This is a genomic window from Streptomyces sp. NPDC006335 (assembly GCF_040612795.1).
Classification (GTDB): Bacteria; Actinomycetota; Actinomycetes; order Streptomycetales; family Streptomycetaceae; genus Streptomyces.
This window is the reverse complement of record NZ_JBEXQX010000002.1, coordinates 702,821-718,025: the sequence shown is the minus strand read 5'-3', so window position 1 is coordinate 718,025 and position 15,205 is coordinate 702,821. Positions and strand designations below refer to the sequence as shown.

11 protein-coding genes are annotated in these 15,205 nt (G+C 67.5%); all 11 read right to left on the bottom strand.

What is annotated here, in order from left to right; all coding sequences use genetic code 11:
* Positions 1–49 precede the first annotated feature (49 nt).
* Positions 50–1,087, bottom strand: coding sequence for a dipeptide ABC transporter ATP-binding protein (locus ABZ098_RS09190; protein WP_356588783.1), 1,038 nt, complete (start codon positions 1,085–1,087; stop codon positions 50–52).
* The gene (locus tag ABZ098_RS09185) at positions 1,080–2,054 is read right to left on the bottom strand and encodes an ABC transporter ATP-binding protein (protein WP_356588781.1); all 975 of its coding nucleotides are present in this window, start codon (positions 2,052–2,054) and stop codon (positions 1,080–1,082) included. Before ABZ098_RS09185 ends, ABZ098_RS09190 begins: the two co-directional genes overlap by 8 nt.
* Before the next feature lie 925 nt (positions 2,055–2,979).
* Positions 2,980–3,948 carry an ABC transporter permease gene (locus tag ABZ098_RS09180; protein ID WP_356588779.1) on the bottom strand — a complete coding sequence of 323 codons (969 nt, stop codon included), beginning with the start codon at positions 3,946–3,948 and terminating at the stop codon, positions 2,980–2,982.
* Complete coding sequence (locus tag ABZ098_RS09175; protein ID WP_356588777.1) at positions 3,941–4,864, bottom strand: ABC transporter permease; 924 nt, start codon at positions 4,862–4,864, stop codon at positions 3,941–3,943. The genes ABZ098_RS09180 and ABZ098_RS09175 overlap by 8 nt, the downstream gene beginning before the upstream one ends.
* Positions 4,865–4,871: 7 nt before the next feature.
* Positions 4,872–6,515 carry an ABC transporter substrate-binding protein gene (locus ABZ098_RS09170; protein ID WP_356588775.1) on the bottom strand — a complete coding sequence of 548 codons (1,644 nt, stop codon included), beginning with the start codon at positions 6,513–6,515 and terminating at the stop codon, positions 4,872–4,874.
* 188 nt (positions 6,516–6,703) lie between these two features.
* Positions 6,704–7,831 (bottom strand): dipeptide ABC transporter ATP-binding protein, encoded by a 1,128-nt coding sequence (locus ABZ098_RS09165; protein WP_356588773.1) that lies wholly within the window; start codon positions 7,829–7,831, stop codon positions 6,704–6,706.
* Positions 7,832–7,844: 13 nt separating this feature from the next.
* Positions 7,845–8,906 carry an ABC transporter ATP-binding protein gene (locus ABZ098_RS09160; protein WP_356588771.1) on the bottom strand — a complete coding sequence of 354 codons (1,062 nt, stop codon included), beginning with the start codon at positions 8,904–8,906 and terminating at the stop codon, positions 7,845–7,847.
* Positions 8,907–8,921: 15 nt separating this feature from the next.
* Positions 8,922–9,899: an ABC transporter permease gene (locus ABZ098_RS09155; RefSeq protein WP_356588769.1), complete on the bottom strand. Its 978-nt coding sequence runs from the start codon at positions 9,897–9,899 to the stop codon at positions 8,922–8,924.
* Between the two features lie 98 nt (positions 9,900–9,997).
* Complete coding sequence (locus ABZ098_RS09150) at positions 9,998–11,803, bottom strand: ABC transporter substrate-binding protein (RefSeq protein ID WP_356588767.1); 1,806 nt, start codon at positions 11,801–11,803, stop codon at positions 9,998–10,000.
* A gap of 99 nt (positions 11,804–11,902) precedes the next feature.
* Positions 11,903–12,922, bottom strand: coding sequence for an ABC transporter permease (locus ABZ098_RS09145; protein WP_356588765.1), 1,020 nt, complete (start codon positions 12,920–12,922; stop codon positions 11,903–11,905).
* A 370-nt stretch (positions 12,923–13,292) separates the two neighbouring features.
* The gene (gene typA, locus ABZ098_RS09140; protein ID WP_356588763.1) at positions 13,293–15,200 is read right to left on the bottom strand and encodes a translational GTPase TypA; all 1,908 of its coding nucleotides are present in this window, start codon (positions 15,198–15,200) and stop codon (positions 13,293–13,295) included.
* Positions 15,201–15,205 lie beyond the last annotated feature (5 nt).

The window sequence follows — 15,205 nt, the reverse complement described above, 5'->3', positions numbered from 1 at the left end:
GACTGACGCGTCCGTATATCGGAACAGGGTCGGCCAAGTTGCCTCCGTGTTACTCCGTCCCCTCCAGCGGCACCACCTGCTTCTCCTCCGCGAAGTGGCACGCCGAGTCGTGCGCCGCGGGGCCGCTCGCGAACCGGAACTCCGCCGGCACCGCCAGCGCCGGAACCTCCAGCGCGCAGCGCTCCCGGGCCTTCCAGCAGCGGGTGCGGAAGCGGCACCCGGACGGGATGTTCGTCGGGGACGGGACGTCACCGGCCAGGATGATCCGCTCGCGGTGTTCGCGGGCCTCCGGGTCGGGCACCGGCACGGCGGACAGCAGCGCCTGGGTGTAGGGATGCGTCGGATGGTCGTAGATCTCGGCGTCCCGGCCGATCTCGACGATCCGCCCCAGGTACATCACCCCGACCCGGTCCGAGATGTGACGGACGATCGACAGGTCGTGCGCGATGAACAGGTACGACAGCTCGAACTCGCTCTGGAGCCGGTCTAGGAGGTTGATCACCTGGGCCTGGACGGAGACGTCGAGGGCGGAGACCGGTTCGTCGGCGACGATGACCTCCGGGCGCAGCGCCAACCCGCGCGCGATGCCGATGCGTTGGCGCTGGCCGCCGGAGAACTGGTGCGGATAGCGGTTGATGTACTCGGGGTTGAGGCCGACGACGTCCAGCAGGTCCTGGACCTTTCTGCGCCGGTCGCCCTTGGGAGCCACCTCGGGATGGATGTCGTACGGCTCCCCGATGATGTCGCCGACCGTCATACGGGGGTTGAGCGAGGTGTACGGGTCCTGGAAGACCATCTGGATGTTGCGGCGGACCGACTTGAGGGCCTTGCCGGAGAGCTTGGTGATGTCCTCGCCCTTGTACTTGATCAACCCTTGCGTCGGCCGCTCAAGGTTGACGAGCATCTTGGCAACTGTTGATTTGCCGCAGCCGGACTCCCCGACGATGCCGAGGGTCTCCCCCTTGTGGAGCGTGAAGTCCACACCGTCCACGGCCTTGACGGCACCGATCTGTCTCTTGAACAGGACACCCTCGGTCAACGGGTAGTGCTTGACCAGTCCATCCACTTCCAGGATCGGCTCAACCATTGAGGCACTCCGTCCAGAAGTGACAGGCACTCGTCCGTCTGTCGTCAACGTCGTACAGAGGAGGTACGTCGGTGCGGCACATGTCCCGGGCCATCGGACAGCGCGGGTTGAACGCGCAGCCCGCAGGGATGTTCATCAGGTTGGGCGGCAACCCCTTGATCGCGTACAGCTCCTGGCCCTTCTGGTCGAGACGGGGGATGGAATCGAGCAGTCCGCGCGTGTAGGGGTGGGCGGGCGCCTTGTAGATGTCGTGGACGGGGGCCTGCTCGACGATCCGGCCGGCGTACATCACGGCGATCCGGTCGGCCACGTCGGCGACGACACCGAGGTCGTGGGTGATGAGGATGAGCCCCATGTTGTACTCGCGCTGGAGCTCGGCGAGCAGGTCCATCACCTGGGCCTGGACGGTGACGTCGAGCGCGGTGGTCGGTTCGTCGGCGATGATCAGCGCGGGTTCCAGGGCGAGGGCCATCGCGATCATGATGCGTTGGCGCATGCCGCCGGAGAACTGGTGCGGGTAGTCCTTCACGCGCTGCCGGGCGGCCGGGATGCGCACCCGGTCCATCAGCTCGACCGCCTTGGCCCGCGCGTCCTTCTTCGACATCCCCCGGTGCACGACGAACATCTCGCCGAGCTGGTCGCCGACGGAGAGGACGGGGTTGAGGGAGGACAGCGCGTCCTGGAAGATCATCGCCATCTCGGCGCCGCGGACCTTGCGCCGTTCGTCCTCCTTCAACTTCAGCAGGTCCTGCCCCTGGAAGACGATCTCGCCTCCGGTGATCCGTCCGGGCGGCATGTCGAGGATCCCCATGATCGCCTGCGCGGTCACCGACTTCCCCGACCCGGACTCGCCGAGCACCGCGAGGGTCTCCCCCGCGTCCACCCCGTAGTCGACCCCGTTGACCGCCTTGGCCACCCCGTCCCTGGTCCTGAACTCCACGTGCAGATCACGTACTTCGAGCAACACGACGACTCACCTCAGCTTCGGGTCGGGGCGTCGGCGGTGGCGCCGCGGGTGGGGGAGGAACGGGGTGCGGTGGGTTCCGGGTGCGTCCTGCAGTGGACGCGCGCATCCGCCTCCCGCAGCACCCCAGCCACCCGCCTCGCCCCGGAGCACACGCCGGAGACGACGCCGCCGAACAGGACGGACCGGCGCGGGCGGAAGGGACGGGGGCTCCCCTGCTTCCGCCGGGACGCAACCGCGTTGGTCCCCGCCCGGACGACGCACCCGACACGCCGCGCAGCGACCCCAGCCCGCCTCCCCGCACGAACCCCTCGCACAGCACCCCCGCACCCCGCCCGACCCAAAGGCACGCACCGGAGACGACGCCGCCGGACAGGACGAGGCAGCGCGAGCGGAACGGACGGGGGGCTCCCCTGCTTCCGCCGGGACGCAACCGCGTTGGTCCCCGCCCGGACGACGCACCCGACACGCCGCGCAGCGACCCCAGCCCGCCTCCCCGCACGAACCCCTCGCCCCGCCCGACCCAAAGGCACCCACCGGAGACGACGCCGCCGGACAGGACGAGGCAGCGCGAGCGGAACGGACGGGCCTCCACCGCTTCCGCCGGGACGCGACCGCGTTGGTCCCCGCCCGGACGACGCACCCGACACGCCGCGCAGCGACCCCAGCCCGCCTCCCCGCACGAACCCCTCGCCCCGCCCGACCCAAAGGCACCCACCGGGGACAACGCCGCGTACAGGACGAGGCAGCGCGAGCGGAACGGACGGGCCTCCACCGCTTCCGCCGGGGCGCGACCGCAGCGCACCCGACGCGCCCCGCCACGAACCGCCCGCAGCGCACCCCAGCCGTCGGGCACGGCACCGCCACACAGGACAGTGCCCCTCCCCCAGCAGGGAAGCCGGCCCCCGCGCCTCTCACCCACGTCCGCTCACCTCAGCTTCGGGTCGAGGGCGTCGCGGACCGCGTCGCCGAGCATGATGAAGGCGAGGACCGTGATCGCGAGGGCTCCGGCGGGCCACAGGAGCATGTGCGGGGCGTTGCGGATGTAGGCGGAGGCCGCGGAGATGTCGATGCCCCAGCTGACCGTGGGGGGCTTGAGGCCCACGCCGAGGTACGACAGGGTCGCCTCCAGCGAGATGTACGTGCCGAGGGCGATGGTCGCCACGACGATCACCGGGGCGACCGCGTTCGGGGTGATGTGGCGGAGCAGCAGGCGGGAGTTGGAGGCCCCCAGTGCCCGGGCCGCCTGCACGTAGTCGTTCTGTTTGGCGGTGATCACCGAGCCGCGCGCGATGCGGGAGATCTGCGGCCAGCCCAGCAGCACCATGAAGCCGATGACCGGCCACACCGTGCTGCTCGTGACGACCGACAGGAGCACCAGGCCGCCGAGGACCACGGGGATCGCGAAGAAGATGTCGGTCACGCGGGACAGGATCGAGTCCCAGAAGCCTCCGAAGAAGCCGGCGAGGCCGCCGAGGACCGACCCGAGGATCGCGACGCCCAGCGTGGCGCAGACACCGACCGTCACGGACGTACGGGCGCCGTACACCGTGCGCGTGTAGACGTCGCAGCCCTGGCCGTCGTAGCCGAAGGGATGCCCGGGCTGTGAGCCTTCCTGGGCCTTCGACAGGTCGCACTTCAGCGGGTTCCCCGACGCGATCAGCGACGGCCACAGGGAGATGACGACCAGGAAGAGGATCACCAGCGCCGAGAGGATGAAGACGGGGTTGCGGCGCAGGTCGCGCCAGGCGTCGGACCACAGGGAGCGGGCCCTGTCCCGAGGTGCCGGACCGTCGGGGCCCTTCTCCAGGGTGTTCGCCTCGCTCACGGCGAGGTCCATCGCGCCGCCCATTCCGGTCCCGGCGATCGCGCCCTGTGGTTCCTGGGGCTCAGGCATAGCGGATCCTGGGGTCGAGGACGGCGTACAGGAGGTCGACGAGCAGGTTGGCCACCAGGAACACCAGGACGAGGACGGTGACGAAGCCGACCACGGTCTGGGTGTTCTGGCGCAGGATGCCCTGGTAGAGCTGGTAGCCGACGCCGTGGATGTTGAAGATGCGCTCGGTGACGATCGCCCCGCCCATCAGGGCACCGATGTCGGTGCCGATGAAGGTGACGACGGGGATGAGCGAGTTGCGGAGCAGATGGCGCGTGATGACCCTGCCGCGGGGCAGCCCCTTCGCCACCGCCGTACGGACGTAGTCGGAGCGCCTGTTCTCCGCGATGGACGTGCGGGTCAGCCGGGTCACGTACGCCAGTGACACGGACGCGAGGACCAGGCCCGGCACGAGCAGCTCGCTGAAGGTGGCGTCCGTGGACACCGAGGGCTTGATCCAGCCCCATTGCACCCCGAGGAGCAGTTGGAGCAGCAGGCCGGTGACGAAGGTCGGGACGGAGATCACGACGAGGGTGAGCAGGAGGACCGAGGTGTCGACGGGCCGGCCGCGCTTGAGTCCGGTGATCACGCCCAGGGTGATGCCGACGACGATCTCGATGAGGATCGCGACGATCGTCAGCCGGATGGTCACGGGGAACGCCGTCGACATCAGCTCGGTGACCTTCTGGCCGTTGAACGCGGTGCCGAAGTCGCCGGTGAAGACGTTCCCCATGTAGGTCAGGTACTGCTGCCAGACGGGCTTGTCGAGGCCGAACTCCCGCTTGAGCTGGGCGGCCGTCGCCGCGTCGCACTGCTTGTCGCCGCACAGGCCCGCGATGGGGTCGCCCATCACGTTGACCATGAGGAAGATCAGCAGGGTCGACCCGACGAACACCGGGATCATCTGGAGCAGGCGCCGGACGACGTACCGTCCCATGGCGGGCTCAGCCGACCTTGATCTCGTTGTAGACGGGGACGCTGAACGGGTTCAGCTTCACGTTGGAGAGCCGCTCGGAGTAGCCCGCGCTGCCGTTCTGGTACCAGAGCGGGATGGCGGCCATGTTGTCCCGTACGACCTCCTCGGCCTGCTGGAACTTCTCGACGGCCTTGGTGGTGTCGGTCTCGGCGTTGGCCTCGTTGACGAGCCTGTCGAAGTCCTTGTTGGTCCACTTGCCGTCGTTGGAGGAGGCGTTGGTGTAGTAGAGCGGCTGGAGGAAGTTCTGGATGAGCGGGTAGTCCATCTGCCAGCCCGCCCGGAAGGGGCCGCTCATCTTCTTCGCGGTGATCTGGCTGCGGAAGTCGGCGAAGGTGCCGACGGGGTTGCCGACGCATGCCTTGTCGTTGTCGAGCGCGTTGTTGATGGAGTTGCAGACGGCGTCGACCCACTGCTTGTGGGAGCCGGTGTCCGCGTTGTACGTGATCTTGATTCGGCCGCCGGGGAGGCCGCCGCCCTCCTTGATGAGCTTCTTCGCGGCGGCGGGGTCGTAGTCGCAGGCGTCCCCGCACAGCCCGTCCTGGAAGCCGCCCTCCTTGCCGAGGACCGGGGAGGTCCAGTCGGTGGCGGGGGTACGGGTCTTCTGGAAGATGGTCTCGGTGATCTGGTCGCGGTTGATCGCGCGGGACAGGCCGGTGCGGACCTTCTCCATGCCGGCCTTGTTCCACCTCTTGTCGTAGAACGGGAAGGCGAGGGTCTGGATGATGCCGGCGGGAGTGTTGATGTATCGATCACCCAGGTCGTTCTGGACGTTCTTGAGCTGGGAGGCCGGGACGTCGTCGACCAGGTCGAGGTTGCCGGCCATCAGGTCGGTGTAGGCGGTGTTGTTGTCGGTGTAGACCTTGAGGGTCACCCCGCCGTTCTGCGCCTTGTCCGGGCCGTTGTAGCCGTCCCACTTCTTCAGGGCCATCTGCGAGCCCTTGGTGTACGACTCGATGGTGTACGGCCCGTTCCCGACCGGCTTCTTCACCCAGGCCGCGTGGTCGGTGAAGAAGGCCTGCGGGAGCGGGGCGTAGGCGGGGTAGCCGAGGGTGTCGGGGAAGGTCGAGAACTTCTGGTTGAGCTTGACGGTGAAGGTCCTGGGGCCGGTGACCTTGAGCCCGGACAGGGTGTCGGCGCTCTGTTTGCTGCCGTCCTCGGGGTGCGTCTTGTCGTAGCCGTCGATGTAGCCGAAGAAGTACGCGTTCTTCTGGTTGTTCTTGAGGGAGGCCCCGTAGTTCCAGGCGTCCACGAACGACTTGGCGGTGACCTTCTCGCCGTTGCTGAACGTCCAGCCGTCCTTGACGGTGATCGTGAAGTTCTGCGAGTCGCTCGTGTCGATCTTCTCGGCGAGCATGTCCTCGGCCTTGCCGGTCTCCGGGTTGTACTTCTTGAGGCTGCGGAAGATCATGTCGAGGACCTTGCCGCCCTGCACCTCGTTGGTGTTCGCCGGCTCCAACGGGTTCTGCGGGTCGCCCCAGGACGAGCTCAGCACGGCGCCGCCGGCACCGCTGCCGCCGCTGTCGCTGCCGCTGTCCCCACCGCCGCAGGCCGTCGCCGCGAGGGCTGTCGCCACCGCGCATGCGGCCCATCTGGCGTGCGTGGCTCCACGCATGGAGTGCCTCCTCAAGACTGATCCGTTACCGGCCAATATCTGATCAAGAGGGGCATTCCGCACGCCTGGGTAGGCCTTTGGGGGCGGGGGGGCGGGAGCTGGGTCGAGTGGTGGGGGCTCCGTGTGAAACGGCGACCGGGGGCGGGGCAGTTCGCCTCCGCCCCCGGTCGGGGGTTGTGCAACCGTCGTCAGTCCTTGGTCGGCGACTGCGCCGCCTCCTCCAGGGCCTTCAGGGCGGGATCCATGATCACGTCCTCGTCGCGGGCCTCCGTGGTCGGGTCCTCCGGGAAGTGGCAGGCCGTCAGGTGGCCGGCCTTGTTGCCGGAGATCTGGACCAGCGGCGGCTCCTCGCTCGCGCACTTGTCCTGTGCCTTCCAGCACCGGGTGCGGAAGCGGCAGCCGGACGGCGGGTGGATCGGCGAGGGGACGTCACCGGAGAGCCGGATACGCTCCCGGCGCTCGGCCTCGTCGTCGATCTCGACCTCGGGGACCGCGGAGAGCAGGGCGTGGGTGTACGGGTGCCGCGGCCGGTTGTAGATCGAGTCCCGGTCGCCGACCTCGACCACCTTGCCGAGGTACATCACCGCGACGCGCTGCGAGAAGTGCCGTACGACGGCGAGGTCGTGGGCGATGAACAGGAACGCGATGCCGAGCTCGTCCTGGACCTTCTTGAGCAGGTTGACGACCTGCGCCTGGATGGACACGTCGAGCGCGGAGACCGGCTCGTCGGCCACGATCAGCTTGGGGTTCAGGGCGAGCGCGCGGGCCACACCGATGCGCTGGCGCTGACCGCCGGAGAACTCGTGCGGGAAGCGGTTGTAGTGCTCCGGGTTGAGGCCGACGAGTTCGAGCAGCTCGCGGACCTTCTTCTCCCGGCCGCCCTCCGGCTCGATCCCGTTGACCTCCATCGGCGACTTGATGATCGAGCCGACGGTCTGGCGCGGGTTGAGCGAGGAGTACGGGTCCTGGAAGATCATCTGGATCTCGGACCGCACCGGCGCGAGCTGGCGGCGCGAGGCGTGCGTGATGTCCTGACCGGAGTACGTGATCTTGCCGGCCGTGGGCTCCAGGAGCCGGGTGATCAGTCGGCCGGTGGTCGACTTGCCGCAGCCGGACTCGCCGACCAGGCCGACGCTCTCGGCCACCCCGACCGAGAGGTCGATGCCGTCGACGGCCTGCACCGCGCCGACCTTCCGCTTGATCGGGAAGCCGCCATAGATCGGGAAGTGCTTGGTCAGGCCCTCGACCCTGAGGAGCTCCTCGGTCGAGGTACCGGTGGGACCCTGCTGGGCGGGGAGGGTGAGGTTGTCGCTCATGTCTCGGTTCTCCCTAGCGCAGCCGGGGCTGGATCTTGTCGATGAAGATGGTCTGCTTCTGCTCCGCCGTCAGATGGCACGCGGAGGCACGGCCCGCGGCCAGCGGCGGCCTGACGTCCGTGCACAGGGTGCCGGCCACCTCGTCCTTGAAACCGCAGCGGGGGTGGAAGGGGCAGCCCGAGGGCGGGTTGAGCAGCGAGGGCGGGGAGCCGGGGATCGGCACCAGTTCCTCGTCGACGTCGCTGTCGAGGCGCGGCATCGAGCTGAGCAGACCCCAGGTGTAGGGGTGGCGGGGCGCGCGCATGACCTCGCGGACGCTGCCCCGTTCGACGGCCCGGCCCGCGTACATCACCAGGAGGTCGTCGGCCATGTTGGAGATGACGCCCAAGTCATGGGTGATGAAGACGATCGCGGAGCCGAACTCCTGCTGGAGGTCCTTGAGCAGGTCCAGGATCTGGGCCTGCACGGTGACGTCCAGTGCGGTGGTGGGCTCGTCGGCGATCAGCAGCTCGGGGTCGCACATCAGCGCCATGGCGATCATCGCGCGCTGGCGCATACCGCCGGAGAACTGGTGCGGGTAGTCGTCGAAGCGCGTCTTGGGCTGCGGGATGCCGACCTTCTCCAGCATCTGGACCGCACGGTCCTTCGCCTCCTTCTTGGAGGCGCCGCGGTGCTTCATGAACGGCTCGGACAGCTGGCGGCCCACCGTGTAGAACGGCGACAGCGCGGTCAGCGGGTCCTGGAAGATCATCGCCATCTTGTTGCCGCGGAGCTGCTCCAGCTCCCGCTCGGTGGCGGTGACGAGTTCCTTGCCGTCGAGGATGATCTCGCCGTCGATGGAGGTGGTGCGCGGGTTGTGCAGGCCGAGGACCGTCAGGTTGGTGACGGACTTGCCGGAGCCGGACTCGCCGACGATGCCCAGCGTCTTGCCGCGCTCGACGTCGAAGGACAGACCGTCGACGGCCTTGACGATGCCGTCCTCGGTGGAGAACTGCACCTTCAGATCGCGCACTGAGAGGAAGCTGTCCGAGCCGGAAGGGGCCGGAGCGTCCTCGGTCTTGGTCAGTGTGGTCACGGTGGTTCGTTCTTCCTAGGAGAGACGGACGCGCGGGTCGATGAGGGCGTACGCGATGTCGGTGAGGATGTTGACGATCAGGATGAAGAAGGCACCGAACAGCATGACGCCCATGGTGAGCGGCAGGTCCTTGTGGACCGCGCCGTCCACGGCGAGGCGGCCGATCCCCTGCAACGAGAAGGTCAGCTCCGTGACGACGGCGCCGCCGAGCATGGAGCTGATGTCGATGCCGAGGACGGTGACGATCGGGATCATCGAACCGCGCCAGGCGTAGCGGAAGAACACGTACTTGTTCGACATGCCCTTGGCGCGGGCGGTGCGGACGTGTTCCTCGGCGAGCTGCTCGATCATCGAGGAGCGCGCCATACGCGTGTACTGGGCGGTGAAGATGGTGGCCATCACCAGCACCGGCAGCAGCATGCCGGTGAACCACTTCCAGGGGTCCTCGGTGATCGGGTGGTAGGCCGGGTTGTCCATCCAGCCCGTGCTGTACACGAAGATCAGCAGGACGATCGGGCCGAGAACGTAGATCTGGAACGAGCTGAGCACCATCGAGACACCGGTGGCGACCTTGTCGATCAGGGTGCCGCGCCGGTAGGCGGCGATCATGCCGGCGCCGACACCGACGATGACGAAGACGACGGCGCCTCCCGCGGTGAGCGTCAGGGTCGTCGGGAAGCGGTCCATGATCGTCGACCAGACCATGTCGCCCGAGTAGAACGACTGACCGAGGCAGGGCGCGCTGCAGTGCCCGGTCGGGAAGTCACGGCCCAGCACGATGCCGGACATGAAGTCCCAGAACTGCTGGTGGATCGGCAGGTTGAGGCCGAGAGCCTGGCGGATGTCCTCCAGCCTCGCGGGAGAGCAGTCCTTGCCACAGGCCAGAGAGGCGTAGTCGGAAGGCGCGGCGACGAACAGGAAGAACGTGGCGGCGCCGATGAGGAACAGGGTGACCAGGGCACCGACTGTGCGCCGGACGATGAACTGAAACATGGCGGGAGGGCTGCTCTCTGCGGAGACGGTGGGAGGTTTCACGGAGGTGCGGGGGCGCGCTCCGCCTGGTGCGCGCCCCCGCGATCAGCCGTAGAGAGTTACGACTTGACGAACAGACGGTTGATGTCGATCAGGCTGGACACCGAGCCGTAGCGGGCACCGCCGATGTTCGAACCGGAGAGCTGGAACTGCTTGGTGTACCAGAGCGGGGCCGCCGGGACGACCTTCTCCAGCAGGTAGTGCTGGGCTTCCTTCCACGTCTTGGCAGCCGCGGTCGGGTCCTCGGCGAGGGCCTTCTTGATCAGACCGTCGACCGTGGCGTCCTTGACGTGCGAGTAGTTCGGCGAACCGTCAGAGACCTGGTTGCCGTCGTAGATGGGCGTGATGACCGTGCCCGGCGACGGCCAGTCCTGGCCCCAGCCCGAGATGTACATGTCGTACGGGTTGTCGAGCTTGCCGATCTGCTCGTAGTAGCTCGCGGCGTCGACCTCCTTGGAGACGACGTCGAAGCCGACCTTGGTCAGGGCGTCCTCGATGGCGACCTTGCGCTTCTGGCCGTTCTCGCTGTTGGCGTAGGCGAAGACGACCTTCTTCTCGGCGGCCGGGACGCTCTTGAGGATCTCCTTGGCCTTCGCGATGTTGCCCTGCGGCGTCTTCAGACGGCCGTACGGGTCGTAGCTCGCCTCGTAGCCCGGCAGGGTCGGGGCGAAGTAGTTCGGCGCCACGTCGCCGCCGTAGGCACCGCCCTCACCGGCGATGAGCGACTTGGAGTTGACCGCGTAGGTGATGGCCTGGCGGACCTTCAGGTCCTTCACACGGCTGAGGTTGAAGGTCAACTGCATGACGTAGGGCTGGTAGCCCTTGACCGTGCGCTTGCTGACGGCCGCGTTGCCGATGACGTCCTGGATCTGCGTGGACTCGACACCGCCGGTGAGCTGGATGGCGTTCTTGTCCGCGCCCTGGTCGGCGATCAGACGCTTGGTCTGGGTCGACTCGGTGATGCCGAACTGGAAGTCGAAGCCGTTCGGGTACTGGTGACGGACGGAGTCCGTCTTCGGGTCCCAGTTCGTGTTCTTGGTGAGCACGAGCTCCTTGCCGACCTTGTACGAGGCGATCTTGTACGGGCCGGTGGCGACCGGGGCCTTGTCGTACTTCTCCTTCGTGTCCGTCTTCTCCGGGACGACGGCGTAGCCGGCCATGGCCAGCGTCTGCGGCAGGTCCGGGCGAGCCTGGTCGAAGTGGAAGACGACGGTCTTGTCGTCCGGGGTGTCCAGGACCGAGGCCGGCAGGTGCTTGCCGTCGAAGCCGCCGCCCGGCAGGAGCTTGCGGTAGTCGGAGGCGTACTTGTCGCCGGCGAGCCAGGTCTGGAGGTAGGGCGGGCCGTCGAAGATGAACTTCGCGAACTGGCGCTCGACCGTGTGGCGGACGTCGGCCGACGTGATGGCGGCGCCGTTGGCGTCCTTGATGCCGTCCTTCAGCTTGAAGGTCCAGGTCTTGCCGCCGTCGGAGGACTGACCGGAGTCGGTGGCGAGGTCACCGACGACCGAGACGTTGCCCTTGTCGTCCTCCTTGAACTGCGTCAGACGACGGAAGAGCAGGTTGGCGACCTGGCCCGCGTCGGAGACGTAGATCTGGCCCGGGTCCAGGTGCGAGAGGCCCGCCTCCTGGTAGACGTTGATCGTGCCGCCGGCCTTGGCGCCCGGGACCTCCTCGGCAGGACCCGTCGAGCCCGCGGCGTCGGCGTACGTGACCGCCTTCGACTGGACCGAAGCCTGCTTCTGGTCCTTCTTCGAGTCGGCACCGGAGTCGCCGCCCTCGTTCTTGGAGCAGGCCGTGAGAGCCAGGGAACCGGCTGCGAGGGCGACGACGACTGCGCGCGCTCTGCGCGAGCTGATGGGCTTCATGAGGCGAATACCTACCTGTCGGTTGTTATCCATGAGTACTGCCTGACGCGGCTGGTAGGCCGACGCGGGGGCGGCAGCCACCCCCCACCAATGGACGAGTTACCGCCCGGACTTGGGGTCGAAAGCGTCCCGGACCGAGTCTCCGAGGAGGTTGAAGGCCAGAACGAACATCACCAGCGCCAGGCCGGGGAAGAAGAGGAACGCCGGGTCCTGCTCGGTGTATTGGGCAGCGGCGGCGAACAGTCGTCCCCAGTCCGGAGTCGGCTCGACGAACCCGACACCGGCGAAGGAAAGGAAGGCGATGGTGAGGATGGTGCTGGGCAGCGAGTACGTGAACTGCACCAGGATCGGCGTCACCACGTTCGGCAGGATCTCCTTGCGGACGATCCGCCAGGGGGAGGCGCCGGAGACCTTGGCGGCCTCGACGAACTCCCTCTCACGCAGGGACAGCACGGTGGAGCGCACGAGGCGCGCCATGCCCATCCAGCCCAGCAGCCACAGCACGATCAGCATCGCCAGTGCGCGGAAGTACGTGGGGGTCTCCTCCCGCGGGTCGACGAAGAACGCGGTGACCACGGGCATGAAGGCGATGAAGAACAGCTGCTGCGGGAAGGACAGGAAGAAGTCGGTGACCCGGCCGATCCAGTAGTCGGTACGACCGCCGAAGTAGCCGCCGATCAGACCGATGATCACGCCGGTGACCATCAGCAGGACGGTCACGCCGAGCGCCATGAACAGCGACGTCCGCATGCCGTACACGAGCATGGCGAACAGGTCACGGCCGTACTGCGGCTCCACACCGAACCAGTGGTCACCCGAGACGCCGCCGAAGTAGCCCAGGGGAAGACCGAACTCGTCCAGGACCGGCTTGTCCGCGTAGGTCGGGTCCTGTCCGTACAGCGTGTACGGGTCGGTCCCGCTCAGCTTGACCAGGAGCGGCGCGAGCAGCGAGATCACGAAGTACAAAATCACTACCACGGCACAGATGACACCGGTACGGTCGCGCTTGAAGCGCTGCCACATCAACTGGCCGGGAGAACGACCCTCGAGCTTCTGCTCGGCCTTGACAGGCTCGGCGTTCGACTCGAGCTCGGGGTCCAAGGCGACTGGACTGGTCATGTGTGTACTTCCCCCGGGGGGTTGGAGAGTTGAGCGCAGCACAGATACCGGCAGGTTCTGTGGTTTGGGGGAACTTTCGCCAAAGTGTTCAACGCGCGTCAAGGGCGGAAGACATAGGGATCTCCCTACCGACCATATTTTGAGGAAAAATTGCAAAGATTGACACCTGGTCGCGCTTGACACGCAAGACGACAGACCGTCAAATCGGACATACCGCAATGGATTTCGGTTCACATGTCCGAAACACGATCGGGTCCTTACCGATATCCGGACGGTGTCTCATGGATCGCGGACAGGCTTTCGCGGGCACGCCTGAGGCCCGGTTCCCCGCGTCGGGGAACCGGGCTGCCGACCGTCGCCGGCGGTCGGGTCAGCCGTGCTTGGCGCGGCTCGCGGCGCGGGCGCGCTCGCGGGCGTCCAGGTTGACCTTACGGATGCGCACCGCTTCCGGGGTCACCTCGACGCACTCGTCGTCGCGGCAGAACTCCAGGGACTGCTCCAGGGAGAGCTTGCGCGGCGGGACGATCGCCTCGAACGAGTCGGCCGAGGACGACCGCATGTTCGTGAGCTTCTTCTCCTTGGTGATGTTCACGTCCATGTCGTCGGCGCGGGAGTTCTCGCCGACGATCATGCCCTCGTACACCTCGGTGCCGGGCTCCACGAAGAGCACGCCGCGCTCCTGAAGGTTCGTCATCGCGAAGGCGGTGACGGCACCGGAGCGGTCGGCGACCAGCGAGCCGTTGTTACGGGTCTGCAGGGTGCCGAACCAGGGCTCGAAGCCCTCGTGGATGGAGTGCCCGATGCCGGTACCGCGGGTCTGGGTCAGGAACTCCGTGCGGAAGCCGATCAGACCGCGGGAGGGCACCACGAACTCCATGCGCACCCAGCCGGAGCCGTGGTTCGACATGTTGTCCATACGGCCCTTGCGCACGCCCATGAGCTGCGTGACCGCGCCCATGTGCTCCTCGGGCACGTCGATGGTCATGCGCTCGACGGGCTCGTACACCTTGCCGTCGACTTCCTTGGTGACCACCTGCGGCTTGCCGATGGTCAGCTCGAAGCCCTCCCGGCGCATGGTCTCGACCAGGATGGCGAGCGCGAGCTCACCACGGCCCTGGACCTCCCAGGCGTCGGGGCGCTCGGTGTCCAGGACGCGCAGCGAGACGTTACCGATCAGCTCGCGGTCCAGGCGGTCCTTGACCTGACGGGCGGTCACCTTGCGGTCCTTGACGGCCGCCTTCGCGTCGGCGCCCTTGCCCGTGCCGCCACGGCCGACCAGCGGCGAGGTGTTCGTGCCGATCGTCATGGAGATCGCGGGCTCGTCGACCGTGATCAGCGGCAGCGGGATCGGGTTCTCGGGGTCCGCGAGGGTCTCACCGATCATGATGTCCGGGATACCGGCGACCGCGCAGATGTCACCCGGGCCGGCCTTCTCGGCGGGCTTGCGGGTGAGCGCCTCGGTCATCAGCAGCTCGGTGATGCGCACGTTGGACATCGTGCCGTCGCGCTTGATCCAGGTGACGGTCTGGCCCTTGCGCAGCTCGCCCTGCTCGACGCGGAGCAGCGCGATACGGCCCAGGAAGTTGTCGGCGTCCAGGTTGGTGACGTGCGCCTGGAGCGGGGCGGCGTCGTCGTACTCCGGAGCCGGCACGTGCGAGAGGATCGTGGAGAAGAAGGGCTCCAGGCTGTCGCTGTCGGCCGGGACGGTGCCGTCCTCCGGCTTGGTCAGCGAGGCCACACCGTCACGCGCGCAGGCGTAGACGATGGGGAACTCGATCTGGTCCTCGTCGGCGTCGAGGTCGAGGAAGAGGTCGTACGCCTCGTTGACGACCTCGTCGATGCGCGAGTCGGGGCGGTCCGTCTTGTTGATGCAGAGGATGACGGGCAGCCGGGCCTGCAGCGCCTTGCGCAGCACGAAGCGGGTCTGGGGCAGGGGGCCCTCGGAGGCGTCGACGAGCAGCACCACCGCGTCCACCATCGACAGACCACGCTCGACCTCGCCGCCGAAGTCCGCGTGGCCCGGGGTGTCGATGATGTTGATGGTGACGACCTCGCCGCCATCCTTCGGGTGGTACTTCACGGCCGTGTTCTTGGCCAGGATCGTGATGCCCTTCTCACGCTCCAGGTCGTTCGAGTCCATCATGCGGTCGTCGAGCGATTCGGCGGCGTGCGCGGCGAACGCACCGGCCTGCTTCAGCATGGCGTCGACGAGGGTCGTCTTGCCGTGGTCGACGTGGGCGACGATGGCGACGTTACGGATGTCGTGGCGCGTGGCCATGAAGG

Excerpts from the sequence above, each read along its gene's own strand:
- ABZ098_RS09190 (WP_356588783.1), bottom strand. The coding sequence starts at position 1,087 with ATGGTTGAGCCGATCCTGGAAGTGGATGGACTGGTCAAGCACTACCCG.
- ABZ098_RS09180 (WP_356588779.1), bottom strand. The coding sequence starts at position 3,948 with ATGCCTGAGCCCCAGGAACCACAGGGCGCGATCGCCGGGACCGGAATG.
- ABZ098_RS09175 (WP_356588777.1), bottom strand. The coding sequence starts at position 4,864 with ATGGGACGGTACGTCGTCCGGCGCCTGCTCCAGATGATCCCGGTGTTC.
- ABZ098_RS09170 (WP_356588775.1), bottom strand. The coding sequence starts at position 6,515 with ATGCGTGGAGCCACGCACGCCAGATGGGCCGCATGCGCGGTGGCGACA.
- ABZ098_RS09165 (WP_356588773.1), bottom strand. The coding sequence starts at position 7,831 with ATGAGCGACAACCTCACCCTCCCCGCCCAGCAGGGTCCCACCGGTACC.
- ABZ098_RS09155 (WP_356588769.1), bottom strand. The coding sequence starts at position 9,899 with ATGTTTCAGTTCATCGTCCGGCGCACAGTCGGTGCCCTGGTCACCCTG.
- ABZ098_RS09150 (WP_356588767.1), bottom strand. The coding sequence starts at position 11,803 with ATGAAGCCCATCAGCTCGCGCAGAGCGCGCGCAGTCGTCGTCGCCCTC.
- ABZ098_RS09145 (WP_356588765.1), bottom strand. The coding sequence starts at position 12,922 with ATGACCAGTCCAGTCGCCTTGGACCCCGAGCTCGAGTCGAACGCCGAG.
- typA (WP_356588763.1), bottom strand. The coding sequence starts at position 15,200 with ATGGCCACGCGCCACGACATCCGTAACGTCGCCATCGTCGCCCACGTC.